A 25007-nucleotide genomic window follows, 5' to 3' on the forward strand; every position below is an offset into this window, starting at 1 on the left:
GGTGACTGTGGCGGATGGTGTGGCGTCACATCTTGCTGACCGGGAGGGGGAGTTGTCGAGGGGCGGGACGGTGGCATCCGGTGGATGCGGTCGTCCCGCCCCTCGTTCGTGTCCGGTTCGTCGGTGCCGACGGCGACGGGTGGCGTCAGGCGGTGGGGAACTTGTAGGTGCGTTCCTTGTCGCCGGTCTTGTCGAACAGCGAGCCGACGGCGTCCGCGACGTCCTGCGGGGTGATCGCGGCGCTCTGGCCGTTCTTCTTGGTCTTCACCTTGTCGAACACCCCGTTCAGCTGGGAGTTCAGCGCGTCGAGATCCCACTTGGGCGCGATCTTGCCGGAGGCGTCCGGGGCCAGCGTGAGCACCTTGGCGGCCGTCTTGGGGCCGAAGTCCCAGGACTTGGTACCGGCCACGATGTGCACCTTGCCGCTGGTCACCTGCTTGCCGAGGCTGTCGGCGGCGGCCTGCAGGGCCTGGGTGGAGACCTTGGGCTGGGCGGCCGTGACGGCCAGCGCGATCGGCTGGTCGGGCTTGCCGGCGGCGCGGTCGCGGTAGGCCTGCTCGATCACGTCCAGGGCGGCGTTGGTGTCCACCGCCTGGCCGGCCTTGCCGGGGACCACGACCGGGTCGCCGTTGTCGGCGAACTTGACGTAGCCCTCCTGCAGCCCCTGGCCCGAGCCGGCCGCCAGCGAGTCCAGCGCGGCCTTGAGCTTGGCGCGGTCGATCCGGACCTCCGGGGCGACGGCCTTGGTGCCGCCCTGGATCGACTTGATCACGTCGACCGGGTTGTAGCTGTGCGCGGCGAGGCCGTCCACGGTGGCCGTGGTGTCGAAGCTCAATCCGGCGACGGTCGGGTCGAGGTCGACCGACTGGTCGCCGATCTTCAGCTTCAGCGGCTGCTGCCCGGCCTTGCCGACCGAGGCGTCCAGCGCGTGGATCGCCTGGTCGCGGCCGTTGCCGCCGATGTCCGTGCCGAGCACCACGGTGCCCTTGGGGACGTCGGACTGGTTGAGCATCAGGCCGGTGCCGTACGCGGCGGCGCCGAGGAAGAGCACCCCGCCGACGGCGTAGACGCCGAGCTTGACGAGCTTCTTGGCGCCACCGCGCTTGGCCTTGGCGGGGGCGGCCGGCTCGGCCTTGGCCTTGGCGGGGGCCGGGCCGGGCGCGGGAACCGGAGTGGCGCCGGCGCCGGGACCGGCCGGAGGACCGGGGACCGGAAGCGGGGTGACCTCGGTGACCTCCGGGTCGCGGCCGGGCTGCCGGGGCCCGCCGGGGCCGGGCTGCGGGGCCGGCTGGGGCGCGCCCGGGAACAGCCCGCCGGGGCCCGCCGGGGTGGCGAAGGGGTCCTGGTCGGGGGCGGCCGGGCGCTGGGCGGCGAACGGGTCGGTGCCGGTCGGGGCGGAGGCGAACAGGCCCGGCTGGGGACGGCCGTCGGTGCCGCGCGGGGCGCCGCTCCGGGCGTCGTGCGGGGGCAGGCCGGGTATGGCGGCCGGCGGGGTGTTCTCGCGGATCGGCGCGAAGCCGTCCACCGAGGTGTCCTCCGGGTCCGACCCGGCCTGCGGGCGACCGCCGCGCTGCGGCAGTCCGCCCTGCTGGGGCCCGTTCGGGCGGGCCCCGTTGGCCCGGGGCGGGCCCTGCGGGAGGCCGCCCTGCTGCTGAGCCTGCTGCTGCGGACGGCCGCCGCGCGGACCGCGCGCACCGGCGGCGGGGCCGGTCCGGGCGAACGGGTCGGCGACCGGCGCGAACGGGTCGGCGGCCTCGTAGACGCCCGGCTCCTCGGCCGGGGCCCCGGCGCCGTACGGGGTGGCGGGGGCGGTCGGGGTGGGCGCGGGGCCCGGGTTGGGAGCCTTGCCCTGGGCGGGCACCGGACGGCCGTTCGGCCGGGCCGCACCGGTGGCCGGGGCCGGGCGGGCGCCGTTCGGGGCGGCCTGCGGACGGGCCTCGGCGGCGGTGCCGGGCCCGGTCGGGGCCTCCGGCGCGCTCGGGGCCCCGGCCGGCACGGCGGCCGGGGCGGGCTCGGCGGTCGGGGTCTTCTTCTGTCGCGGCCGGAACCAGGCGCCGGTGGACTCGGACTCCGAGGTCGCCGGCGGGATCGGCGGGATCTGCCACTCCGGCGGCAGGTTCGGCGGGGTGGCCGGGTGGCCACCGCCGTCCATCACGCCGAGGACGGGCGAGGCGGGTGCGGAGCGGTGCCGCGGGCCACCGGGCTCGGCCGGCTCGGCCGGGCCCTCGTCGGTCCCGGCGGTCTCGTTCTTGACGGTGCTGCGGACGACGACCGGTGGGATCGGGCGCGAGCCGGGGATGTTGATCCGGACCCGGGTGGTCAGGGTGGTCTCGGTCTTCGGACCGTCGTCCTCGCCGCCCGACCCGGTGTCGGCACCGACCGCGGCCCGGTCGCCGCCGGGGAGGCCCGGGGTGCCGTAGGGCGGCGTGCCCGACGGGTAGGCGTCCGGGCCCGTGCGCCGGGGCGTCGGGTTGGCGTTGTCAGATTCGCGGCTGCTCAATGCTGCTCTGCTCCGGGTTCGCGGGCGGGCCGTGCGGCGCGACCGCGGTTCGTGGTCGCCGGGCCTGGGGCAAACGGCGGTCGGGTACGACGTACTGCGGGACCACCATACTGGGAAGAACTGAGCGGTGAACGGCTTCGGACAGATCCTGATACGTCCGGTTCCTCCGGTATGAGAGTACGGCGGAGTGGTCCTGACTGCGCGTTGTGCGCGCCACCGTACGCGGCCGACCGCCGGGATCAGCGAGGGGGGTTGGGCACCCCGGGGAACCAGCTGGTGCGGGTCGGCAGGGTGGCGCAGATCACGCCCAGGATCGAGCCGACGAACAGCCAGGCCAGCGAGGTGGCGTTGGACCAGAGCACGTTGTCCCCCTCCGGCCGGGGCACCATCAGCAGCAGCATCGCCAGGAACCAGCCGGCCGCGGGCATCGCGGCGCCCAGCCGGGTGCCGGTGACCCGCAGGCCCGCGTAGAAGGTCGCGGCGCTGGCGGCGAGCGCCAGCAGAACCCCCACGGGTGGCCACAGGGCCTGCACAAAGGATCCGCACACCGACACCGCGACGCCCAGCAGGAAGAACAGGACATAAGCCGCGATCCGGGCGGCGCGCGGGGGTTGGGGCTCGGCCAGCCGTTCGTCGCGGGTGCCGAGGACGGCCACCGCGATCGAGCGGCTCTTCGGCTTGACGGCGGGCGCGGTCATCGGACGTTCCCCTCGGTGGGAGTCGGGTCGGTGCCCGGGGCCGCGGAGTCGCCCTCCAGGCCCGCGAACAGGTCGCGTTCGGGTCGTTCCGCACCGGCCCGCCCGCGCACCAACTGGTAGTACTCGGTGGCGAACAGCGGCTGGCCGAGGTGGTTGGAGAGCGCGAAGGAGGCGCCGGCCACGGTGATCTGGGTGGCGTGCGCGGCCATCGCCGCGGCCTTCCGCTCGGCGTAACCGGTGCCGTCCAGCACGGTGGTGACCACCTCGTCGGCCACCACCCCGGGGACGTCGGCGGGTTGGGCGACGCCCGGGAAGGACGCCTCGGCGGCGGTCGCGGCGAGCCCGGCGTCGAGCACCGAGCCGGGCATCCGGTTCCAGTACACCTTGGCGATCCGCCAGGGGGCGCCGAGTTCGGGTCGGTGCGCCGGATCGGCGGCCAGCTCGTGGGCGCGCATCGCGACCCGGTGCGCCTGGATGTGGTCCGGGTGCCCGTAGCCGCCGTTGTCGTCGTACGTGACCAGCACCTGCGGGCGCACCTCGCGGATCACCGCGACCAGGTGGTCGGCCGCCTCGTCCACGTCGGCCCGCCAGAAGCAGCCGGGGGCGTCGTTGTCGGGCACGCCCATCATCCCGGAGTCGCGGTAGCGCCCCGGGCCGCCGAGGAAGCGGAAGTCGGTGACGCCGAGGGCGTGCATCGCCTCGGTCAGCTCGCCGATCCGGTGCGCGCCGAGGGTGTCGTCCCGATCGGCCGTCAGGTGGGCCAGCGCGGGCGGGATCACCTCACCGCCCTCGCCGAGGGTGCAGGTCACCAGGGTCACCCGGGCGCCCTCGGCGGCGTACCTGGCCATGGTGGCGCCGTTGCCGATCGACTCGTCGTCGGGGTGGGCGTGCACCAGGAGGAGGCGGCGGCCGGTAGTCGCGGTCATGGGAGGAAGCCTAGGGCCTGCGGGCGGCAGGCCCTTGTCCACGGGCCGGAGCGGGTCAGAGCTTCAGGCCGTTGATCATTCCGGCGAGATTGCTGGTGACCTGGCTGATCGACGGTGCGATCGAGCTGGAGGCCAGGTAGAAGCCGAGCAGTGCGCAGACGATGGCGTGCGCCAGCTTGAGGCCGGAGCGGCGGATCAGCACCACCACGATGACGAGCATCAGCACGGCTGCGGAGATGTTCATGGCCATGTGGGCTCATACCCCTTCTCGGGCGCCGCCCGCTGGGGAGGGCGGCGGTGGGACCGTACGGGAACCGGGGTGGGGTGACCGGGGCCCGGGACGGGGCCGACGATCACTCGCCTGACCAGTCATACCCGATGAGTAAGGGGAGCGTTACATTCAGTGAGTCCGCGCGCGCCGGGGCACAGGGGCACTGGCGGGGCGCATGGGCCGGTCGGAGGGGGTGCGGGCCCCTTCGGGGCGTACCCGGGGGTGATGCTCCGAACGAGTGATCGCCAGTCACCCGACTGTGGGAGTCGGCCGTCGTAGGGTCTGGTGCCATGACCTCCCACACCCCTGCGGACACCTTCCCCCGGCAGTACGCGCGGACCCTGCGCTACACCGTCGGCGCCCCCCGCTCCTTCTCCGTCGCCCCGGACGGCTCGCGGGTCGTCTTCCTGCGCTCGCGATCCGGCAGCGACCGGGCCAACCTGCTCTGGACCCTCGACACCACCACCGGCGAGGAGCGGATCGCCGCCGACCCGGCCGTGCTGCTCGGCGGCGGCGAGGAGGACCTCTCGCCGGCCGAGAAGGCCCGCCGCGAGCGCAGCCGGGAGGGCTCGGCCGGCATCGTCGGCTACGCCCTGGACGCGGCCGGCGCCCGGGCCGCCTTCGCGCTGTCCGGCCGGCTGTTCACCGCCGACCTCGCCTCCGGCGGCACCGCCGAACTGCCCGCCGTGGGCCCGCTGCTGGACCCGCGGCTGTCTCCGGACGGCACCCACGTCGCCTACGCCAACACGGCCGGCGAACTGCGGCTGACCCGCAGCGACGGCGGCGGCGACCGGGCCCTCGCCGAGCCGGACGGCCCGAACGTCACCTGGGGCCAGGCCGAGTTCATCGCCCAGGAGGAGATCGACCGCGACCGCGGCTTCTGGTGGTCCCCCGACGGCGAGCGGCTGCTGGCCGAGCGCGCCGACGACAGCCCGGTGCGCCGCTGGTGGATCGCCGACCCGGCCAACCCGGACCGCGAGCCCGCCGAGGTCGCCTATCCGGCGGCCGGCACCGCCAACGCCGAGGTCGGGCTCTGGGTGCTCGACCTGCACGGCGGGCGCACCGAGGTGGTCTGGGACCACGAGGCCTTCCCGTACCTGGCCCGGGTGCACTGGTCCGAGGGCGGCGTGCCGCTGCTGCTGGTCCAGTCCCGCGACCAGCGCAGCCAGCGGGTGCTCGGCCTGGACGTGGCCACCGGCGCCACCGAGGTGCTGTTCGAGGAGCAGGACGAGGCCTGGCTGGAGGCCTTCCCGGGGGTGCCCGCGTGGACCCCGGACGGCAAGCTGGTCCGGATCTCCGACCAGGACGGCGTGCGCGCCCTGGTGGTCGGCGACCAGGCCGTCACCGGCGCCGACCTGCACGTCCGCTCGGTCGTCGCGGTCACCGAGCGGGAGGTGTTCTTCAGCGCCGCCGGCGGCGCCGGGGAGACCGACCCCGAGCCCGGCTGGATCGCCGTCGGCCGGATCAGCCACGACGGCAAGCAACTGGCCTGGGAGTCCGCCAACGGCCGCCCGTTCACCTCCGTCACCAGCGCGGTGCACGCCGGCGGGATCACCGTCCGGGCCACCGCCGAGCCCGACCTGCCCGGCACCCTGGTGCAGGTCGCCCGGGACCTCCCGGAGGGCCTGGTGGTCGACGACGTCGCCACCGTCACCTCGTACGCCGAGACCCCGGTCCTCACCGCCCGCCCGGTCTTCCGCTTCGCCGGGGAGCGCCGCATCCCGGCCGCCGTCTTCCTGCCCACCGGCTACGACCGCGAGCGGGACGGCCTGCTGCCCGTCCTGATGGACCCGTACGGCGGCCCGCACGGCCAGCGCGTCGTCCAGGCGCACAACCCCCACCTCAACTCCCAGTGGTTCGCCGACCAGGGCTTCGCGGTGGTCGTCGCCGACGGCCGCGGCACCCCCGGGCGCGGGCCGGCCTGGGAGAAGTCCATCGCCTTCGACTTCGCCGGGGCCACCCTGGACGACCAGGTGGACGCGCTCCGGGCGCTCGCCGGGGAGTTCCCGCTGGACCTCGACCGGGTGGCGATCCGCGGCTGGTCGTACGGCGGCTACCTCGCCGCGCTCGCGGTGCTGCGCCGCCCCGACGTGTTCCACGCGGCGGTGGCCGGGGCGCCGGTGACCGACTGGGAGCTGTACGACACCCACTACACCGAGCGCTACCTGGGCCACCCGGCCGAGCGGCCCGAGGTGTACGGGGCGAACTCGCTGACCGGGTACGCGGCCGGGCTGGAGCGCCCGCTGATGATCATCCACGGCCTGGCCGACGACAACGTGGTGGCCGCCCACACCCTGCGGCTCTCCTCGGCGCTGCTCGCCGCCGGCCGCCCGCACACCGTGCTGCCGCTCTCCGGCGTCACCCACATGACCCCGCAGGAGGAGGTCGCGGAGAACCTGCTGCTGCTCCAGGTCGACTTCGTGAAGCGCTCGCTGGGGCTGTAGCACCCCTGACCAGCCGATCCGGCGGCCGGCACCCGTGGACGGGGTGCCGGCCGCCGGCATGACATCCGTCATACCGAAGGCACGACGGCCGACACTGCCGCCGGCCCCCGCCCGGGCGGGACCCTGAAGTGGTGCGGACAGCACCGCACGCGACACCACCAGGGAAGAGGAGCCGGGCGAATGGTTACCGAGGTGGCCGCCTTCCGCGGCGTCGGCAAGAGCTACGGGCGGGTGCGCGCCGTGGACGGACTGGACCTCGTGCTGCGGCCGGGCGAGACCGTCGCCCTGCTCGGCCCGAACGGCGCCGGCAAGTCCACCAGCCTGGACCTGCTGCTCGGGCTGCGGGAGCCCGACCAGGGCAGCGTCACGCTGTTCGGCGGCACCCCGCGGGCGGCGATCGAGGACGGCCGGGTCGGCGCGATGCTGCAGAGCGGCGGGCTGATGACCGACGTCAAGGTCCGCGAACTGGTCGAACTCGCCTGCCAGGTGCACCCGCGCGGCCGGTCGGTCACGGAGGTGCTGACCGACGCCGGGATCACCGAGCTCGCCGAGCGCCGGGTGGACAAGCTGTCCGGTGGCCAGGAGCAGCGGGTCCGCTTCGCCCTGGCGATCGCCGGCGACAGCGACCTGATCGTGCTGGACGAGCCGACCACGGGCATGGACGTCAGCGTCCGGCAGGCGTTCTGGACGAGCATGCGGGCCCAGGCCGACGCCGGGCGTACGGTGCTGTTCGCCACCCACTACCTGGAGGAGGCCGACTCGATCGCCGACCGCGTCCTGGTGCTGCACCGGGGCCGGCTGATCGCCGACGGCAGCTCGGCGGAGATCAAGGCGCGCGCCGGGGCCCGCCGGATCGCCTTCGAGCTCCACGACGCCGACGTCGCCGCGGACGCCGCCCGCTTCGACGAGGCCGCGCTGCGGGCCCTGCCGGGCGTGCAGTCGCTGGACGTCACCGCCCGCGTCCCGGGGGTGCGGACGGTACGGATCCGGACCTCGGACGCCGACGCCAGCATGGCCGGCATCTACCGGGCGGGCCTGTACCCGCGCGGGCTGGAGGTCGCCGGGGTGGGCCTGGAGCAGGCCTTCCTGACCATCACGGGCGAGCTGGACAAGCAGGACCTGGCAGAGGAGAGCGCGCGATGACCACCCTGATCAAGCTGGAGATCCTGCGGACCCTCCGCAACCGGCGCTACCTGTTCTTCACCGTCGTCTACCCGGCGCTGATGTACGTCTTCTTCATCAACGCCTACGGCTCCGGCAACCAGGCCGGCGGCCTGCCCGTGAAGACCTACTTCATGGTCTCGATGGCAACCTTCGGCGCGGTCGGCGCGGTGCTCACCGGCAGCGCCCAGCGGATCTCGCTGGAGCGCAAGAGCGGCTGGACGCGCCAGCTGCGGCTGACCGCCCTGCCGGGCCGGGCGTACACCGTCGGCAAGATCGCGGCGACCGCGGTGACCACGCTGCCGGCGATCCTGGTGGTCTTCGCGGTCGGCGCGAGCCAGGGCGTCTCGCTGAGCGTGCCGCAGTGGATCGGGCTGGCGGTCGCGCTCTGGCTGGGCAGCTTCGTCTTCGCCGCGCTGGGGGTGGCGCTGGGCTACGCGGCGGCGCCGGACGCGGTGCAGCCGATCGTGATGATCACCTACATGGCGATGGCGCTGCTCGGCGGCACCTGGTTCCCGGTGAGCGGTTCGCTGGAGAAGTTCGCCCGGTTCAACCCGGTGTTCCTGTACAACAAGCTGGCCACCTTCACCCAGCCCGGCCACTCACTGGACCTGGCCGCCGTCTCCGGGCTGGTCGCCTTCTTCGCGGTGTTCGTGGCCGCCGCCACGGTCCTGTACCGGCGTGACACCCGCCAGGCATGATGATCCACATGAGTGACGAGCGCCGGACCCGACGCCCCGACGAGTCGACGGAGGCGGGTCCGGCGCGCGCGTCCTTCATGAACGTCCCCGGGGCCCCGGTCGAGACCCGGCGGCAGCTGATGGTCAAGGTCGCCTGGATGCTGCTGTGGATGATCTACCTGGCCTACCCGGCGAGCGACCTGGTCAACGGCGGCCACAGCCCGGCCGGGCAGGCGATCGGCTGGGTCTGCCTGGCGGTCTTCGTGGTCGCCTACGTGCTGCTGGTGTTCTTCCGCTCGCAGGCCGGGATGAAGCCGCGGGCCTGCCAGGTGATCGTCGGGACGATGATCGTGCTCGCGGTGGGCTCCTCCTTCGCGCTCGGCGGCGCGTTCCTCACCATGTTCATCTACGCCTCGGTCTGCCTCGCGGTCGTCACCCCGCCGAACCTCGCGCCGCGCGCGCTCGTCGGCATGGCCGTTCTCACCGCCGCGACCGGCGTGCTGATCCACGCCGGGAGCGACAACGTCACCACCTTCGCGTTCAGCGCCTTCCTCTCCGGCCTCGCGATGACCGGCCTGCAGCGGCTGGTAGCCACCATGAAGGAGCTGCGCGAGGCCCGGGCCGCCGTCGCCCACCTGGCCGCCTCCGAGGAGCGGCTGCGGCTCGCCCGCGACCTGCACGACCTGCTCGGGCACTCGCTCTCGCTGATCACCCTGAAGAGCGAGCTGGCCGGCCGGTTCATGGACGCGGGCAAGGACGAGGCGGCCCGGGCCCAGGTCGCCGACATCGAGCAGGTCGCCCGGCAGTCGCTGATCGACGTGCGCGAGGCGGTGACCGGCTTCCGCCGCCCCACCCTGCCGGTCGAACTGGCCGCCGCCCGTACCGCGCTGTCCGCCGCGCAGGTCCGACTGGAGGCCGCGCCGGAACTGGTGGACGCCTGGCCGTCGCTGGCCAACGAGGAGGCGGGCGCGCTGGCCTGGGCGCTGCGCGAGGCCGTCACCAACATCGTCCGGCACGGCGAGGGCGCCACCGTCTGCACCGTGACGGCGGACGAGAGCTGGGAGGGCAGCGGCGAGCGGTACGCCGTCCTGGAGATCACCGACGACGGGCGCGGGCCGGGCAAGTCCCAGCCGGGGAACGGGCTCTCCGGGCTGGGGGAGCGCCTCGCCCTGGTCGGCGGGCGGCTGGAGACCGGCCCGGGACCGCGCGGCAAGGGCTTCCGGGTCCGGGCCTCGGTGCCGCTGCGCACGGTGCCGGCGCCGTCCCCGCAGGTTCCCTAGCTCCCCGGTGCCGGGGCGCGGTGGTGGCGGACGGCGTGGCAGTCGTCGATGAGCGCCCGAACATCCCCACCCGTTCCGCCGGGTGACAGGCCATAAGGTCTTGGCCATGGGTAACGCAGAGAACAGTCCCTCGATCCGCGTGCTGCTCGCCGAGGACCAGGGGATGGTCCGGGAGGCGCTGGCCGCGCTGCTCGGGCTGGAGGGGGACATCGACGTCGTCGCGCAGGTGGGCCGCGGGGACGAGGTGGTGGCGGCGGTGCTGGCGAACGACGTGCAGGTCGCCGTGCTGGACATCGAGATGCCGGGGATGACGGGCATCGAGGCGGCCGCCGAACTGCACCGCCGGTCGCCCGGGACGAAGGTGGTCATCGCGACGACCTTCGGCCGGCCCGGCTATCTGCGCCGGGCGATGGAGTCCGGCGCGGACGCCTTCCTGGTGAAGGACGCGCCCGCCTCCGAGCTGGCCGAGGCGATCCGCCGGGTGCTGCGCGGCGAGCGGGTGATCGACCCGGCGCTGGCGGCGGCCGCGCTGGCGGAGGGCGCCAACCCGCTGACCGCGCGCGAGCGGGACGTGCTGGGCGCGGCCTCGGACGGCGCGGTGAACGCGGACATCGCCAGGCGGCTGCACCTGTCGGAGGGGACGGTCCGCAACTACCTCTCGATGGCGATCCAGAAGACCGAGGCCCGCAACCGCACCGAGGCGGTCCGGATCGCCCGGGAGAAGGGCTGGCTGTAACTCCGTCGGGTTGCGGCTCAGTTGAGCCGGTGGCGGGCCGCCCTGGCCTCCTGGCGGACCTTCGCGGCGGTGTCCGGGTCGAAGGCGTCCAGGATCCGCGCGTAGTCGTCCATCTCCGCCGCGCCGCCGAGGAAGTCGCCCATCCGTACCAGGAGTTCGGCCCGCTCCAGGCGGAGCTGGGCCGGGTGCCGGGGGAGCAGCAGGGCGAGTTCGGTGGCCCACAGCTGGGTGCGGGCCTGTTCGGGCCGGTCGGCGGCCCAGACCCGGATGTTGCCGAGCACCCGCAGCACGATGTCCAGCGGTTGGGCGGGGGTGAGCAGGGTGGGGGTGAAGTCGTGCCCGGAGGCGGCGACCAGCCGTTCGACGTCGGCCGGGTCGAGCAGCCGTCCGCCGTGGAACGGATCGGCGAGGACGTACTCCTCGCCGCCGCCCGGGCCGCCGACCGCGACGATGAAGTGGCCGGGCAGGGCGATGCCGTGGACGGTGAGCCCGGCGCGCCGGCCGACCGCCGCCCAGACCAGCGAGAGCATGATCGGCAGGCCGCGCCGCCGGCGCAGCACGTCCGGCAGCAGTGAGGACTCCAACCGCCGGTAGTCGGACTGCCGCCCGTGGAAGCGTTCCCGCCCGCCGAGCACGGCGGCGAGCAGGGCGGCGGTCTCCTCCGGCCCGGACGGTGAGCGTTCGGCCACGGCCTGCCGGACGGCCGTCGCGTGCCGGTCGAGGGCGGCCTCGCAGGCGGCCAGCACGGCGTCCACGCCGGGCGGCTCGCCCGGATCGCCCGGGTCGAGGACGGGGTCGTGCTCGGCGGCGGCGAGCAGGCAGAGCAGCACCGGGTCGGGCTGCTCGGCGCGGGCGGCGGTCCGGAAGCGGTCTCTGCTCTGCTCGGTCACGGTGACGGCGACGGCCTTCGTACGACGGACGGACAAGCGGACATACCAGGATGGAACGGTCGGGCGGCTACTCCTGGGGAAGGAGCGCGTAGTGGTAAGTGTGACTGGTCGTGAAGCCGAGTCCGTCATAGAGCGCGATCGCGGCCTCGTTCCCGGCCTCGACCTGCAGGTACGCGCCGCTCGCGCCCTCCTCCGCCGCGCGGGCCGCGAGCACCGCCATGACCGCCGTCGCCAGCCCGGCCCGGCGGGCGTACGGCTGCACCTCGATCGCGCCGAAGCAGGCCCACGGGCCGTCGATGACGCAGCGTCCGATCGCCAGCGGCGGCTGTCCGGGGGCGCCGGGCACGGTGGCGAACCAGACCGAGGGGCCGCCGTGCAGGACGTGCCGGGCCGCCGCGCGCACCGCCGGGTCCTCGCTCAGCTTCCCGTACAGGGACAGCCAGCCGTCGTCGGCCGTCCGCGAGAGCCGCACCCGCCCGTTCCCGGCGCCGGTCCGGGCCAGCGCGGCCAGCGGGGCGGTGCGCACCGTGGTGGGGGAGCGCGGCGGGCCGAGCAGCGGCCGGAGCTCGTCGGCCGTCCCGGGGGTGACCACCTCGACCAGGGCGGGCAGTCCGCGCGCCGCGTACCAGTCCCGGACGGCGGCCAGCGCCCCGGGCAGCGGCATGCCCGGGTCGCCGAGCGCCTGGACGGAGTTGGCCCGCTGGGTGAACCCGGCCGCGGCGCGCAGCGTCCACGCGCCGAGCGCCTCCTGTTCGGCCCCGGGCCAGCCGCGCCCGGCGGTCCGCTGCAGTTCGACCGGGGTGGCGGCGGGGAGCGGCGCGCGCCGGGCCGGGAACGGCGGCACGACCTTGCCCGCGACCAGCAGCTTCTCCGGGAAGGTGGCCGGCCCGCCGGAGCGGGGCTCGACCGTCAGTCCTTGATCGTCCCACGATGTGAGCACGCCGATCACATCGCGGAACACCGGGCGGTCGTCCACGAACTCCGAGAGGCGTCGCACGGAGACTCGAAGTCCCACGTCAGAGCGATCTATCCGGACTTCCGGACGGCTCTCCCGCTGGTCTCGGGTCATGATCCGGCCACCTCCTGTGCATTTGCCTGCTCCGACCCGCGATACTAGGGGCGGGCATCGACGACGCCGCGCTCACCGCGCACGGCAGCAGAACAGAACGGGCCGCCAGGCCCTTCCGAGGAGGAACGACAGCGTGACCTACGTCATCGCGCAGCCTTGTGTCGACGTGAAGGACAAGGCGTGCATCGAAGAGTGCCCGGTTGACTGCATCTACGAGGGCCAGCGCTCCCTCTACATCCACCCGGATGAGTGTGTCGACTGTGGCGCGTGCGAGCCGGTCTGCCCGGTCGAGGCGATCTTCTACGAGGACGACACCCCGGAGGAGTGGAAGGACTACTACAAGGCGAACGTCGAGTTCTTCGACGACCTGGGCTCGCCCGGTGGCGCCTCGAAGCTCGGCCTGATCGAGCGGGACCACCCGTTCATCGCCGCTCTGCCGCCGCAGAACGCCGACCACTGACGATCGGTGGCTACTGAGCTGTGAACACCAACAGCACGCGCGCGCCGTTCCCGGGCCACCCGGGGGCGGCGTGCCGCGTTTCCGACCGGCTCCCCGTGTTCCCCTGGGACAAGCTGGAGCCGTACAAGGCCACCGCCCTCGCCCACCCCGGCGGCCTCTGCGACTTCTCCGTCGGCACCCCCGTGGACCCCGTCCCCGAGGTGATCCAGAAGGCGCTGGCCGCGCACAGCGACACGCCCGGCTACCCGACCGTCTGGGGCCCGCTGGAGCTGCGCGAGACGATCGCCGGCTGGCTGCACCGCCGCTGCGGCGCGGAGATCGGCCCGCGGGCCGTCCTGCCGACCGTCGGCTCCAAGGAGCTGGTGGCCTCGCTGCCGACCCAGCTCGGCCTCGGCCCGGGCGACCAGGTCGCCTATCCCCGGCTGGCCTACCCGACCTACGAGGTGGGCGCACGGCTGTGCGGCGCCGAGCCGGTCGAGTACGACTCGGTGGACGAGCTGGACGGCTCCCGGGTGCGCCTGCTCTGGGTGAACTCGCCGTCCAACCCGACCGGCCGGGTGCTCGGCGCGGACGAGCTGCGCCGCGCCGTCGAGTGGGCCCGGGAGCACCGGGTGCTGCTGGTCAGCGACGAGTGCTACTTCGAGCTGGGCTGGGAGGCCGAGCCGGTCTCGGTGCTGCACCCGGACGTCTGCGGCACCGACCACGAGGGCCTGCTGGCCGTCCACTCGCTCTCCAAGCGCTCCAACCTGGCCGGCTACCGCGCCTCCTTCGTGGCGGGCGACCCGGTGGTGGTCCAGGAGCTGCTGGGGCTGCGCAAGCACGGCGGCATGATCGTGCCGGCGCCGGTCCAGGCGGCGACCGTCGCGGCGCTGACGGACGACGCGCACGTGGCCGAGCAGCGGGAGCGGTACGCGGCCCGGCGCTCGGCGCTGCGGGCGGCGCTGGAGGCCTCCGGCTTCCGGGTCGAGCACTCCGAGGCGAGCCTCTACCTGTGGGCGACCCAGGACCGCCCGTGCTGGGAGACGGTGGCCGAACTGGCCGCGCTGGGCATCCTGGTGGCGCCCGGTGACTTCTACGGGCCGGCCGGCGGCGAGTTCGTCCGGGTCGCGTTCACCGCGACGGACGAGCGGGTCGCCGCGGCCGTGGAGCGGCTGGCCGCGGCACGCTGACGGTACGACGGAAGGGGTCGGTGTTCCGAACGGAACACCGACCCCTTCGGCGTCGGGACTACAGCGGCAGGCCGCTGATGCTGCCGCCGTTCACGCCGCCCAGCAGGCCGCCGACCGGGCCGAGCGCGCCGGTCAGGCCGGACAGCGGGTTGTTCGGGCCGAGGTCGGCGCCGCCGAGCCGGTTGGCCGAGCCGTGCTCCGCCAGGCCCAGCACGTCGGTGCCGGGCAGGCCGCCGGGCAGCGCGTGCTCGACCGGGCCGAGCGGCAGGGCGCGCTCGACCGCGCTGGTCGGCAGCGCGTCGGTGACGGCGTTGGTGCTGGGGACGGCGCCGGAGAGCTTGTCGGCGCCGGGCAGCGCGTGGGCGAGCGCGCCCGCCTGGCCGAGACCGCCGACCGGGCTGGTGCCGGCTTCGGCGCTGCGGGTGCCCATGCCCTTGCCGGTCACGGCCTCGCCGAGCTTGCCGGCCAGGGCCGAGGCGACCTTCGGGGTGACGGCGGAGAGCTGGCCGGTGGTGGCGGCGGTCTGGTCGACCGGCGCGGTCAGCGAGCTGGCCTTCTCGTTCGCCTCGGGGAGCTGGTGGGCGACGATGTTGCCGGCGGCGTCGGCGGAGGCCGGTACACCCGCGGCGACGGTGGCGGCGCCGGTGGTGCCGGCCGCCTGGCCGAGCTGGTGGGTGGTGTGCTGCAGGGTGGAACCGGTGTCGGTGTTGGTCAGCTGGCCCAGCGGCGCCGCGAGGTCGCTCTTGGGAAGCAGGGCGTCCCCGCCCAGTGCGGACGCGGAGCCGGCCGCGACCAGCGGGGTCGCTCCGGCCGCCACGACGAGCGCGGCCTGGGCGATCCGGCGCGTGAGGGGGTGAGACATGAGGCTCCTCGAAGGGGTCTGGGTCCGTCCCGTCCGCCGGGTGGACGACCCGGGTGCGGACGGGACCTGGCGGACGACGTTGTTACCGCTTGAGAAGCCAGAAGGTTTCGGCCGGTGCAAGGAAATAGCCTGACTGACCATCAGATCGTAGGACCGCAGTGGTGGTCCTTCCCGGCCTTGCCGGAGGCCGTCGGACCGGCTCCGGCCAAGGGAAGTGACGGTTCTCCGGCCGGGGTCGCCGGAACGGACGGCCGGTCCACCGCAGTTGACCGGAATCACCCGTCCGGCGGCAACCCGAACGTGTGTCCGTCAGCCCTTCCCGTACGGGGCCAGGGTGACCTGGACGAGCTTGGTGGACGTCCCCGAGGTCTGGTTCTGCCAGCCGTCCTCGGACTCGGACTTGCGCCAGATCTTCCCGTCGTAGGCGACCGTCGCGATGCCCAGCTGCTGGGCCTGGGCGACCGCCCAGTGGGCCACCTCCCAGCCGCTGGCCCGCTCGGCGCCCGCCCCCGCGTCGGCCCCGGTGTCCGCCGAGGTGGTCAGCGCGGCGGTGGCCGGATCCGGGGTCAGTGCGACGGCGTTCTCCGCGCCCTTGATCGTCGAGGCGTAGCCGGCGGCCGGGGTGACCGTCTTGCCGAACTCCCGGCGCACCCGGTCCGACAGCACCTGGGCACGGTCCGGCTGGGCGGCCGGGGTGGCCGAGGCGCCGGCGGTCGGCGACGGCGAGTCGGCCGGGTCCGGCTTGGCGTAGTCCTTCACCACGCAGCTGAACGAGGCGGGCTCCCGGCCGGCCAGTGCCGAGGTGAGCAGGGTCGCCTTGGTCTCGTGCTTGGCGTACGCCTGCGGGTAGCCGCTCTTCTGCACCGCCTGGGCCGCGTCGGTCAGCGGCATCCTGGTGTAGCCGGGCACCTTGATCAGGCCGTCCAGGAACTTGTTGGTCGCGTACACCGGGTCCGCGATCTGGTCCGGGGTGCCCCAGCCCATCGAGGGCCGCTGCTGGAACAGGCCGATCGAGTCCCGGTCGCCGCCCGCGAGGTTGCGCAGCTTGGACTCCTGCATCGCGGTCGCCAGCGAGATCGCCGTCGCCCGGTCCGGCAGCCCGCGCGCCCGCGCCACCGCGGCGATCGTCGCCGCGTTGGCGGCCTGCGGCAGCTCCAGCGTGCCGCTGCCGGCCGCGGTCTTCACCGTGCACTCCTCCGAGGCGCCCTGCCGGAACCCGAACCACCAGATCCCGACCACCGCCAGGCCCGCGACCATCGCCAGGCCCAACAGCCCGACCAGCACGAGCAACAGCGCACGCACCGGACCGCGGCGGCGGGGCGCCACATCATCGCCCAGCTCCTCGCCCAGCTCATCGCTGTGCCTTCTCCTGGCCACCGTCGCCCCTCTCGCGCCCTGCCTGCTTGATCCGACACCGTACCCACTCGGACGGATGTGCGGCGCACTCCGGTTGCCGATCCACGGGCGTTCCGCGTCACAGGACGACCACGCCGGGTGCACGACCGCCGGGCCGGGACACGCCCTAGGCTGACGCCATGAGCAGCCCGAACCCGACGCCCCTGGACCTGACCCTCGACGGCGGCACGCTGACCGCCCGGCTCGTCGACTTCCCCTCGGTGAGCGGCGACGAGCAGGCACTCGCCGACGCCGTCGAGGCCGCCCTGCGCGGCTACCCCCACCTGACCGTGGACCGCCACGGCAACAACGTGGTGGCCCGCACCAACCTGGGCCGCGCCGAACGCGTCGTGCTGGCCGGTCACCTGGACACCGTACCGATCGCCGACAATCTGCCCTCGTACGTCGACGGCGACCTGCTCTACGGCTGCGGCACCTCGGACATGAAGTCCGGTGTGGCGGTGGCGCTGCGGCTCGCCGCCACCCTGCCCGAGCCCAACCGCGACCTCACCTACGTGTTCTACGACTGCGAGGAGGTGGAGGCCGACCGCAACGGCCTCGGCCACCTCGCCAAGGACCACCCGGACTGGCTGGCCGCCGACTTCGCGGTGCTGATGGAGCCCAGCGGCGCCATGGTCGAGGGCGGCTGCCAGGGCACCCTGCGGGCGCAGCTGCGGCTCACCGGCGTGCGCGCCCACGCGGCCCGCAGCTGGCTCGGCGACAACGCCATCCACCACGCCGCCGAGGCGCTCACCCGGCTGGCGAACTACCGGCCGCGCCGGGTGGAGATCGACGGCCTGGAGTACCGCGAGGGCCTCAACGCGGTGCGGATCGACGGCGGCGTGGCCGGCAACGTGATCCCGGACGAGTGCGTGATCACCATCAACTTCCGCTACGCGCCGGACCGCAGCGAGGCCGAGGCGGAGAAGCACGTCCGCGAGGTCTTCGACGGCTTCGAGCTGACCGTGACCGACTTCGCCCCGGGCGCCCTCCCGGGCCTCTCCCAGCCCGCCGCCCAGGCCTTCCTGGCAGCCACCGGCGGCCAGGCCCGCGCCAAGTTCGGCTGGACCGACGTCGCCCGGTTCAGCGCGCTCGGCGTCCCGGCGGTCAACTACGGCCCCGGCGACCCGAACTACGCACACAAGCGGGACGAGCACTGCTCGCTGACCGCCATCGCCGAGACCGAGGCCCGGCTGCGCGCCTGGCTGACCAGCTGACCAGTCGAAGCAGAAGACGTTCGAGGCCGATCCGTCCGGGTCGAACGCCATCTTCCGGTTCCCCAACCGACCTTCCCCCGTTGCCTGAAAACGGGGGAGGGCGGGCGTAGGGTTTCGTCATGACAGGCACAGGAGACGACAAGCACTACGGACACGGCCCCGAGCAGGTCGGCGTGCCGCGGAAGAAGAAGGCCTGGCCCGAGAAGCAGAAGGGCCCGGTGCTGGTGCGCCGGGACCAGGTCGGCACCAGCACCACGGACCAGCGCCTGCTGGACACCACCGGTCCCACCGACTGGCTGCACACCGACCCCTGGCGGGTGCTGCGGATCACCTCCGAGTTCGTCGAGGGATTCGGCGCCCTGGCCGAACTCCCGCCCGCGATCAGCGTGTTCGGCTCGGCCCGGACGCCGGCGGACTCTCCCGAGTACGAGGCCGGGGTGACCATCGGCCGGGCCCTCGCCGAGGCCGGCTACGCGGTGGTCACCGGCGGCGGCCCGGGCGCGATGGAGGCGGCGAACCGCGGCGCCTCGGAGGGCGGCGGCCTCAGCGTCGGGCTCGGCATCGAGCTGCCCTTCGAGCAGGGCCTCAACGAGTTCGTCGACCTCGGGCTGAACTTCCGCTACTTCTTCGTCCGCAAGACGATGTTCGTGAAGTACGCGCAGGGCTTCGTGGTCCTGCCCGGCGGACTCGGCACGCTGGACGAGCTGTTCGAGGCGCTCACCCTGGTGCAGACGAAGAAGGTCACCCGCTTCCCGGTGATCCTCTTCGGCAGCGCCTACTGGGGCGGCCTCTACGAGTGGCTGAAGAACACCCTGGTCGCCCAGGGCAAGGCGGCCCCGCACGACCTGGAGCTGTTCCACATCACCGACGAGATCGACGAGGTCCTGAAGATCCTCGCCGAGGCCCGCCGGCCCGCCGACGAGATCTAGCGCGAGCGAGCCGAAGGGGCGCGCCGGTGCCGGAAAGCGAGGAGCGACCAGCGAGGAACGAGCGCCGGAGCGACGACCGTCGGCACCGGGCCCGAGCGCCCCGGAGGCGAGCCGAGCGCCAGATGCTCGGACGAGCGAGCGTCAGAAGGAGGCGAGCCGAGCGTCGGAGGGGACAGCCTCAGGCCAGCCCCCGGCGGGCGACCGCCGGGGGGCGGGTGCCCCGGATCGAGGCGACCATGTCCAGCACCTGGCGGGTCTCCTCGACCTGGTGCACCCGGTAGACCTGGGCGCCCAGCCAGGCCGAGACCGCCGTGGTGGCCAGGGTGCCGAGCAGCCGCTCGTCCACCGGCCGGTCCAGGGTCTCGCCGACGAAGTCCTTGTTGGAGAGCGAGACCAGGACCGGGAAGCCGGTCGCGGTCATCTCCGGCAGCCGCCGGGTGGCCTCCAGCGAGTGCCGGGTGTTCTTGCCGAAGTCGTGCCCCGGGTCGATGATCACGGCGTCCCGGCGGACGCCCAGCTCCACCGCCCGCTCGGCCAGTCCGACGGTGACCCGCAGGATGTCCGCCATCACGTCCTCGTACCCGGCCCGGTGCGGCCGGGTGCGCGGCTCGGCGCCGCCCGCGTGGGTGCAGACCAGCCCGGCGTCGTACCGGGCGGCCACCTCGGCGAGCCGGGGATCGACCCCGCCCCAGGCGTCGTTCAGCAGGTCCGCGCCCACCTCGCAGACCGCCTCGCCCACCTCGTGCCGCCAGGTGTCCACGCTGATCACCGCCTCGGGGTGGCGCTTGCGCAGCTCGGCCACGAACGGCACGGTGCGCCGCAGTTCCTCCTCGACCGTGACCTCGTCGCCCGGGCCGGCCTTCACCCCGCCGATGTCCAGGATCGCCGCGCCCTGGGCCATCGCGCGGTCGGCGGCGGCGAAGGCGGCCTCGTCGGCGAAGGTCGCGCCCTTGTCGAAGAACGAGTCAGGGGTCCGGTTCACGATGGCCATGATCACCAGCTCGTCGTCACCGAATTCGCGCGGTCCCAGGCGCAGTGCCACCGATGTCTCCTCCACAGCTCCTGCGGGTGCGATGATGGCCCCCGGCCTCACTAGGGACCATGCTGTCATGATCAGCCCGGTTCCCTGGCACCTCGGAGGAGGCCGACCGGGAGTTCGGGAGGACAGCTCGTGTTCTGGGTGATCGTGGTCGCCATGGCCGTGGTGGTCGGCGGCGCCGCGCTGGTGGCGCTCGGCGGTGGCGGCTCGATGCCGGAGGCGGTGCCGGACCGCATCGCCGCCCGGCTGCCGCAGGACCGGCCGCTGACCAAGACGGACGTGGACGAGCTGCGCCTGCCGATGGCCGTGCGGGGCTACCGGATGGACGAGGTGGACGACGTCCTGGACCGCCTCGGTGCCGAACTCGCCTACCGCGACTCGCGGATCGCCGAGCTGGAGGCCGCCGCCCACCTGCGCGGCGCGGTCGAGGCCGGCACCGCCCCCGACCCGGCCGCCGAACCCCTGCCCGGCCTGGAGCAGTTCGCCGCGGTGGTCGAGCCCGCGGTGGCGCTCACCAAGGCGCAGGCCCCCGAGGACGCGAAACCGGTGAAGGAGAAGTGACCGCGGTGACCGACGGCGCCGTCCTCGGTGCGGACGGCCTGCGCCGCTGCGGCTGGGGCGACTCCACCGACGACTACCGGGTCTACCACGACACCGAGTGGGGCCGGCCGGTGCACGGCGACGACGCCCTGTTCGAACGGGTCTGCCTGGAGGCCTTCCAGTCCGGCCTGTCCTGGCTGACCATCCTGCGCCGCCGGGAGGGCTTCCGGGCCGCGTTCGCGGGCTTCGAGATCGGCAAGGTCGCCGAGTTCGGCGAGGCCGACAAGGAGCGGCTGCTCGCCGACGCCGGCATCATCCGCAACCGGGCCAAGATCGAGGCGGCGATCGCCAACGCCCGGGTCGCCCGCGACCTGGACGGCGGCCTCGACGCGCTGATCTGGCAGTTCGCCGCCGACCCGGACCGGCCGGCCCCGCGCACGCTGGGCGAGGTGCCGGCCGTCACCCCCGAGTCGACGGCGCTGGCGAAGTCGCTGAAGAAGGCGGGCTTCCGCTTCGTCGGCCCGACCACCGCCTACGCCCTGATGCAGGCCTGCGGTCTGGTCGACGACCACCTGGCGGACTGCCACGTCCGCGCCGGCGGGGCGGAGAAGCGCTAGCGGCCCACGTACTCGGGCTTCTCCTTGGCGATGAAGGCGCGCACCGCGATCCGGTGGTCCTCGCTCTCCCCGGCCAGGGTCTGCAACTCGTCCTCCTTGTCCAGCAGTTCGTCCAGCGAGTGCGAGGCGCCGTACGCCAGCGACTCCTTGATGGCGCCGTAGGCCACCGTCGGGCCCGCGGCCAGCTCGCGGGCGAAGACCCGTGCGGTGGCAGCGAGTTCGTCGGCCGGCACGACCTTGGTGGCCAGGCCCAGCTCCATCGCCTCCGCGGCCTTGACCGTCCGGGGCAGCATCAGCAGCTCGGTGGCCTTGGCGTGCCCGACCAGCCGGGGCAGCGTCCAGGACGCGCCGGAGTCGGCGGTCAGGCCGATCCCGGCGAAGGCGGTGTTGAAGCCGGCCCGGTCGGAGAGGATCCGGAAGTCGCAGGCGAAGGCGAGCGAGGCGCCCGCGCCGGCCGCCACCCCGCCGACCGCGGCGACGGTCGGCTTGCGCATCCCGGCCAGCGCGCGGGTCAGCGGGTTGTAGTGCTCGGCGACGGTCCGCAGCGCGCCCTCACCGGTCTCCTCGAAGTGCTTCAGCAGCGCCAGGTGCTCGTTGAGGTCCTGTCCGACGCAGAACGCCCGCTCGCCGGCCCCGGTCAGCAGCACCGCCCGCACCGCCGGGCTCCCGGCGGCCTCGGTCACGGCGTCGCGCAGCGCGACCTTGGTGGCCACGTCCAGGGCGTTCATCGCCTCCGGGCGGTTGATGGTGATGACGGCCAGGCCGCCGTCCAGCTCGTACAGCACGGAATCGGACATGGGGAGGGCTCCCTAAACGGTCGTCGCGTCGGTGGTCGTGCCAGGATGCCGGAGCGGAGGGCCGCCTGGGGAGTGTGAGGTATCGCACCTTCCGGTGGTGCCCCCACCGCCGCCACGCCAGGGCTTATGACGCCAATTGCGACGGTTGCGGCCGGTCCGGCCGTGGATGCACCGAGAGTGATGTTGGTCATCAGGCCGTGGCATGCGGGATAATGGCTTCCGATCAATGCGTTCGATACCGGCGGTGGACGGACTGCCGGTGCGTAGCTGAGCGGTTGCAGGAAGGGGAACGAGCATGGCGGCCATGAAGCCGCGGACGGGTGACGGCCCGCTCGAAGTCACCAAAGAGGGGCGAGGCATCATCATGCGCGTTCCGCTCGAAGGCGGCGGACGCCTCGTGGTGGAGCTCACGCCTGACGAGGCCGACGCCCTGGGCGATGCCCTGAAGAAGGTCACCGGCTGACCGCAGCGGGTGCTCGCCGTCTCCTGGAGACGTACTGCCGGGCCCGGGTACGACGTCACGTCGGCCCGGGCCCGTGCGTTCTCCCGGTGCCCCCCACGGGCCCCGGGGCGTGCCCGGCTAGCGCTTGACGGCGCAGAGCAGTCCGTCCGAGACCGGCAGCAGCGCGGGCAGCAGCGCCTCGCTCTCCCGGACGTCCCGGACGAGGTCGCGCACCGCGCCGGTCTGCGGGTCCTGCAGCTCGGGCTCGGCGAGCCGGCCCTCCTGGAAGACCCCCTCGAAGCAGACCATCCCGCCCGGCCGCAACAGCCGCAGCGACTCCAGCAGGTACTCGCGGGACTCGGCCGGGTCCCCGTCGCAGAACACCAGGTCGTACTGGCCGTCGGCGAGCCGGGGCAGCACGTCCAGGGCCCGGCCCGGTATGAACCGCGAGCGGTTGGCCGCGAACCCGGCCGCCTGGTAGGCCTCGCGGGCCAGCTGCTGGCGCACCGGCTCGGAGTCGACGGTGGTGAGCACGCCGTCCGGCCGCATCCCGCGCAGCAGGTAGACCCCGGACACCCCGGTGCCGGTGCCGATCTCGGCCACCGCCTTGGCGTCCAGAGCCGCGGCCAGCAGGCGCAGGCAGGCTCCGCCGCTCGGCCCGATGGCCCGTATCCCGGTCCTCGCGGACTGGGCCCGGGCGTAGGTCAGCACCGCGTCCTCGCCCACGTAGGTGTCGGCGAGGGCCGCGCGCGCGGGCCCGAACTCGCTGATGGCTGCCTCTTTCGGAGCCCCGGGTGGCGGCCCGGTGCGGAGGGATGTCGATATTTCCTGCCACAGGTTACTGGCCGGGCGGGAACCGCGTACGGCGGCGGGCCGTTGTCACTGAGGACCGGGTGCGCAAGACCTCCCGGACACTTTTATCCGGGCTTGACGGGTGAGGTGGATATGGTGGTGGCCCTGCTGGGCAGAAGAGCCGACCGAGGAGGTGTGGCCGAGGGCGACGTCCCTGTGCGGCGGCACTTCCGCGGCACCGCGTCGGCCCGTACGCCGAAGCCCGTGATGAACCAGCCTGCGCACTCCGACCTGGACCAGCCCGCCGCCGAGACGCCGGCCGCCGGTACCACCGAGGCCCCTGTCCTCGCGACCTTCGCCGAAGGTCCCGACGCGCAGACCTGGACTCCTCCCACGTGGGAGGAGATCGTCGAGGCCCACAGCGCCCGCGTCTACCGCCTGGCCTACCGCCTGACGGGCAACCAGCACGATGCCGAGGACCTCACCCAGGAGGTCTTCGTCCGGGTGTTCCGTTCGCTGTCCACCTACACCCCCGGCACGTTCGAGGGCTGGCTGCACCGGATCACCACCAACCTGTTCCTGGACATGGTCCGCCGCCGCCAGCGCATCCGCTTCGACGCGCTCGGCGAGGACGCGGCCGAGCGGCTCGCCTCCCGCGAGCCCAGCCCGGCCCAGCACTTCAGCGACACCCACTTCGACGCCGACGTGCAGCAGGCCCTGGACACCCTCGCCCCGGAGTTCCGCGCCGCCGTGGTGCTCTGCGACATCGAGGGCCTCTCCTACGAGGAGATCGCCGCCACGCTGGGCGTCAAGCTCGGTACCGTCCGCAGCCGCATCCACCGCGGCCGCTCCCACCTGCGCGCCGCGCTCAAGCACCGCGCCCCCGGCTCGGCCCCGGGCCGCGAGCGCCGCGGCGGCTCGGAGGAGCCGGTGCCGGTCGGCGTCGCCGGCGAGGCCGCGACTGCGCCCGGCGGGCGTGGACGGAGGCGATCGTGAGCGGAACCAGCCGGTCCGGCCCGGACCGTTCGGATGCGTCCGACCGGTCCTCGGCCTGGCGGAGCTGGGCACTGCCGGGCCGTCGCGGCACCGAGGACCCGGTGCTCGGCGAACCCGGCGACCCCCTGCCGCCCGCCCTCCCGCTGCCCGCCGACACGGCACTGCGCACGGTCCCCGTACGGCCCGCCGAACCCGCGGCCGAGGAGCACCACCTCGGCGACCGGCTGTCCGCCTTCCTGGACGGCGAGCTCGGCCACGACTCCCGCGAGCGGGTCCTGGCCCACCTGGCGACCTGCCCGCAGTGCAAGGCCGAGGCCGACGAGGGCCGCTCCGTCAAACACCTGCTGACCCGCACCGACAACCCCGGCCCCTCCTCCGCGCTGATGGCCCGGCTGATGGCCGTCGGCAGCCTCCCGGAGGACGCCCCGGCGGACGCCGACTGGCCGCCGCGCGGGCGCGGCCGGGACGACGACGACCTGCCCGGCGGCGGAGTGGGCGCCACCGGCACCCTCGGCGGCAGCCGGCTCGACGGCGGCTCCTTCGGCCGTGGCGCCGGCGCCTCCTTCGGTGCGGGCGCGCTGGGCGCCGACGCCCCCGTCCCCGGGTTCGACCCGCGCGCCTTCGGCCGCGGCTCGGTGCTGCGGCCGCTGATGGGGCGCCGCACCGCCCATCCGGAGGCCGTCGCCCGGCCCGACCGCGCCGCCGCCCGTCCGCAGCCCGCCGCGGCCGTCGTACGCCCCTCCGCGGCCCGCGGCCGCCGACTGGTGTTCGCCGCCGCCGGCGCCTTCTCCGTCGCCGCGGTCACGCTCGGCGGCGTCGGGGGGCTCACCCAGGGTGAGGAGCAGCACGGCACCACGGTCAGCCCGGTGGGCGGCACCACCGGCCGCACCGGCCTGGTCCCGATGAACGCCCAGGTCCCGGTGGACTTCCCGGGCCGCCCGGTGGCCGCCACCCGCGAGGCGGAGCCGTCCTCCTCCCCGGAGCGCTACCCCGGCAGCATCGCCGCCCTGCGCCAGCAGATCCGTTAGCGAACCCCTTCGCTCGCCCAGGCCACCGGCCGGTCTTTACCACGGCTTCATCCCGCTGTGGGCCAGGGA

At 74.2% G+C, this 25007-nt stretch carries 25 protein-coding genes; 14 read left to right on the forward strand and 11 right to left on the reverse strand.

Going from position 1 to position 25007, the window contains the following annotated elements; all coding sequences use genetic code 11:
- Positions 1–145 precede the first annotated feature (145 nt).
- From ACZ7BZ_RS24850 to ACZ7BZ_RS24865, 4 genes are all read right to left on the reverse strand, one after another.
- The gene (locus ACZ7BZ_RS24850) at positions 146–2500 is read right to left on the reverse strand and encodes a peptidoglycan binding domain-containing protein (RefSeq protein WP_470360204.1); all 2355 of its coding nucleotides are present in this window, start codon (positions 2498–2500) and stop codon (positions 146–148) included.
- 239 nt (positions 2501–2739) lie between these two features.
- Positions 2740–3198, reverse strand: a complete 459-nt coding sequence (locus ACZ7BZ_RS24855; protein ID WP_470360205.1) for a DUF6113 family protein — start codon at positions 3196–3198, stop codon at positions 2740–2742.
- Positions 3195–4124 (reverse strand): N-acetyl-1-D-myo-inositol-2-amino-2-deoxy-alpha-D-glucopyranoside deacetylase, encoded by a 930-nt coding sequence (mshB, locus tag ACZ7BZ_RS24860; RefSeq protein WP_470360206.1) that lies wholly within the window; start codon positions 4122–4124, stop codon positions 3195–3197. Before mshB ends, ACZ7BZ_RS24855 begins: the two co-directional genes overlap by 4 nt.
- Before the next feature lie 55 nt (positions 4125–4179).
- Positions 4180–4374 (reverse strand): DUF2304 family protein, encoded by a 195-nt coding sequence (locus ACZ7BZ_RS24865; protein WP_030062563.1) that lies wholly within the window; start codon positions 4372–4374, stop codon positions 4180–4182.
- 311 nt (positions 4375–4685) lie between these two features.
- Here ACZ7BZ_RS24865 and ACZ7BZ_RS24870 point away from each other — a divergent pair, with 311 nt between their 5' ends.
- The 5 genes from ACZ7BZ_RS24870 to ACZ7BZ_RS24890 all read left to right on the forward strand — a co-directional run bounded on the left by ACZ7BZ_RS24870 (position 4686) and on the right by ACZ7BZ_RS24890 (position 10696).
- Positions 4686–6839, forward strand: a complete 2154-nt coding sequence (locus tag ACZ7BZ_RS24870) for a S9 family peptidase (RefSeq protein ID WP_470360207.1) — start codon at positions 4686–4688, stop codon at positions 6837–6839.
- Between the two features lie 180 nt (positions 6840–7019).
- Positions 7020–7982 (forward strand): ABC transporter ATP-binding protein, encoded by a 963-nt coding sequence (locus ACZ7BZ_RS24875; protein WP_470360208.1) that lies wholly within the window; start codon positions 7020–7022, stop codon positions 7980–7982.
- Positions 7979–8701 (forward strand): ABC transporter permease, encoded by a 723-nt coding sequence (locus ACZ7BZ_RS24880; protein ID WP_470360209.1) that lies wholly within the window; start codon positions 7979–7981, stop codon positions 8699–8701. Before ACZ7BZ_RS24875 ends, ACZ7BZ_RS24880 begins: the two co-directional genes overlap by 4 nt.
- Positions 8702–8709: 8 nt before the next feature.
- Complete coding sequence (locus tag ACZ7BZ_RS24885) at positions 8710–9960, forward strand: sensor histidine kinase (RefSeq protein ID WP_470360210.1); 1251 nt, start codon at positions 8710–8712, stop codon at positions 9958–9960.
- Positions 9961–10066: 106 nt separating this feature from the next.
- Positions 10067–10696: a response regulator transcription factor gene (locus ACZ7BZ_RS24890; RefSeq protein ID WP_380457878.1), complete on the forward strand. Its 630-nt coding sequence runs from the start codon at positions 10067–10069 to the stop codon at positions 10694–10696.
- Between the two features lie 17 nt (positions 10697–10713).
- Here ACZ7BZ_RS24890 and ACZ7BZ_RS24895 read toward each other — a convergent pair whose 3' ends face one another.
- Both ACZ7BZ_RS24895 and ACZ7BZ_RS24900 read right to left on the reverse strand, forming a co-directional pair.
- Positions 10714–11622: a SirB1 family protein gene (locus ACZ7BZ_RS24895; protein WP_470360211.1), complete on the reverse strand. Its 909-nt coding sequence runs from the start codon at positions 11620–11622 to the stop codon at positions 10714–10716.
- A 31-nt stretch (positions 11623–11653) separates the two neighbouring features.
- Entirely contained in the window at positions 11654–12655 is a 1002-nt protein-coding gene (locus tag ACZ7BZ_RS24900; protein WP_470360212.1) for a GNAT family N-acetyltransferase, read from the reverse strand.
- Between the two features lie 133 nt (positions 12656–12788).
- On the opposite strand from ACZ7BZ_RS24900, the gene fdxA reads away from it, so the two are divergent.
- Both fdxA and dapC read left to right on the forward strand, forming a co-directional pair.
- Positions 12789–13115, forward strand: a complete 327-nt coding sequence (gene fdxA / locus ACZ7BZ_RS24905) for a ferredoxin (protein ID WP_030287402.1) — start codon at positions 12789–12791, stop codon at positions 13113–13115.
- A gap of 20 nt (positions 13116–13135) precedes the next feature.
- Positions 13136–14284: a succinyldiaminopimelate transaminase gene (dapC, locus tag ACZ7BZ_RS24910; RefSeq protein ID WP_470360213.1), complete on the forward strand. Its 1149-nt coding sequence runs from the start codon at positions 13136–13138 to the stop codon at positions 14282–14284.
- A gap of 58 nt (positions 14285–14342) precedes the next feature.
- On the opposite strand, the gene ACZ7BZ_RS24915 is transcribed toward dapC, so the two are convergent.
- A complete protein-coding gene (locus ACZ7BZ_RS24915) occupies positions 14343–15146 on the reverse strand; it encodes a hypothetical protein (protein ID WP_380457870.1) in 804 nt (267 codons plus the stop codon).
- A gap of 309 nt (positions 15147–15455) precedes the next feature.
- Positions 15456–16523 carry a VldE C-terminal domain-containing protein gene (locus ACZ7BZ_RS24920; RefSeq protein WP_470360214.1) on the reverse strand — a complete coding sequence of 356 codons (1068 nt, stop codon included), beginning with the start codon at positions 16521–16523 and terminating at the stop codon, positions 15456–15458.
- A gap of 158 nt (positions 16524–16681) precedes the next feature.
- Between ACZ7BZ_RS24920 and dapE the strand changes: the two genes are divergently transcribed.
- Positions 16682–17758, forward strand: coding sequence for a succinyl-diaminopimelate desuccinylase (gene dapE, locus ACZ7BZ_RS24925; RefSeq protein WP_465740793.1), 1077 nt, complete (start codon positions 16682–16684; stop codon positions 17756–17758).
- A gap of 119 nt (positions 17759–17877) precedes the next feature.
- The gene (locus tag ACZ7BZ_RS24930) at positions 17878–18687 is read left to right on the forward strand and encodes an LOG family protein (RefSeq protein ID WP_380457864.1); all 810 of its coding nucleotides are present in this window, start codon (positions 17878–17880) and stop codon (positions 18685–18687) included.
- A 178-nt stretch (positions 18688–18865) separates the two neighbouring features.
- Here ACZ7BZ_RS24930 and folP read toward each other — a convergent pair whose 3' ends face one another.
- Positions 18866–19678 carry a dihydropteroate synthase gene (gene folP / locus ACZ7BZ_RS24935; RefSeq protein ID WP_470360247.1) on the reverse strand — a complete coding sequence of 271 codons (813 nt, stop codon included), beginning with the start codon at positions 19676–19678 and terminating at the stop codon, positions 18866–18868.
- Between the two features lie 180 nt (positions 19679–19858).
- Between folP and ACZ7BZ_RS24940 the strand changes: the two genes are divergently transcribed.
- Both ACZ7BZ_RS24940 and ACZ7BZ_RS24945 read left to right on the forward strand, forming a co-directional pair.
- The gene (locus ACZ7BZ_RS24940; RefSeq protein ID WP_470360215.1) at positions 19859–20287 is read left to right on the forward strand and encodes a DivIVA domain-containing protein; all 429 of its coding nucleotides are present in this window, start codon (positions 19859–19861) and stop codon (positions 20285–20287) included.
- Between the two features lie 5 nt (positions 20288–20292).
- Entirely contained in the window at positions 20293–20883 is a 591-nt protein-coding gene (locus tag ACZ7BZ_RS24945) for a DNA-3-methyladenine glycosylase I (protein ID WP_470360248.1), read from the forward strand.
- Here the strand turns inward: ACZ7BZ_RS24945 and ACZ7BZ_RS24950 are convergent.
- A complete protein-coding gene (locus ACZ7BZ_RS24950) occupies positions 20880–21680 on the reverse strand; it encodes an enoyl-CoA hydratase-related protein (RefSeq protein ID WP_470360216.1) in 801 nt (266 codons plus the stop codon). The genes ACZ7BZ_RS24945 and ACZ7BZ_RS24950 overlap by 4 nt on opposite strands.
- A gap of 295 nt (positions 21681–21975) precedes the next feature.
- Between ACZ7BZ_RS24950 and ACZ7BZ_RS24955 the strand changes: the two genes are divergently transcribed.
- Positions 21976–22143, forward strand: coding sequence for a DUF3117 domain-containing protein (locus tag ACZ7BZ_RS24955; protein WP_188303543.1), 168 nt, complete (start codon positions 21976–21978; stop codon positions 22141–22143).
- 117 nt (positions 22144–22260) lie between these two features.
- Here the strand turns inward: ACZ7BZ_RS24955 and ACZ7BZ_RS24960 are convergent, their stop codons facing one another.
- A complete protein-coding gene (locus ACZ7BZ_RS24960) occupies positions 22261–22893 on the reverse strand; it encodes an O-methyltransferase (protein WP_189915839.1) in 633 nt (210 codons plus the stop codon).
- 288 nt (positions 22894–23181) lie between these two features.
- Between ACZ7BZ_RS24960 and sigE the strand changes: the two genes are divergently transcribed.
- Together sigE and ACZ7BZ_RS24970 are read left to right on the forward strand one after the other, a co-directional pair.
- Entirely contained in the window at positions 23182–23910 is a 729-nt protein-coding gene (gene sigE / locus ACZ7BZ_RS24965) for an RNA polymerase sigma factor SigE (RefSeq protein ID WP_470360249.1), read from the forward strand.
- On the forward strand, positions 23907–24938 hold the full coding sequence (locus tag ACZ7BZ_RS24970) for an anti-sigma factor family protein (RefSeq protein ID WP_470360217.1): 1032 nt from the start codon (positions 23907–23909) through the stop codon (positions 24936–24938). The genes sigE and ACZ7BZ_RS24970 overlap by 4 nt, the downstream gene beginning before the upstream one ends.
- The last annotated feature ends 69 nt before the right edge of the window (positions 24939–25007 follow it).

Source organism: Kitasatospora sp. NPDC036934 (assembly GCF_055608425.1).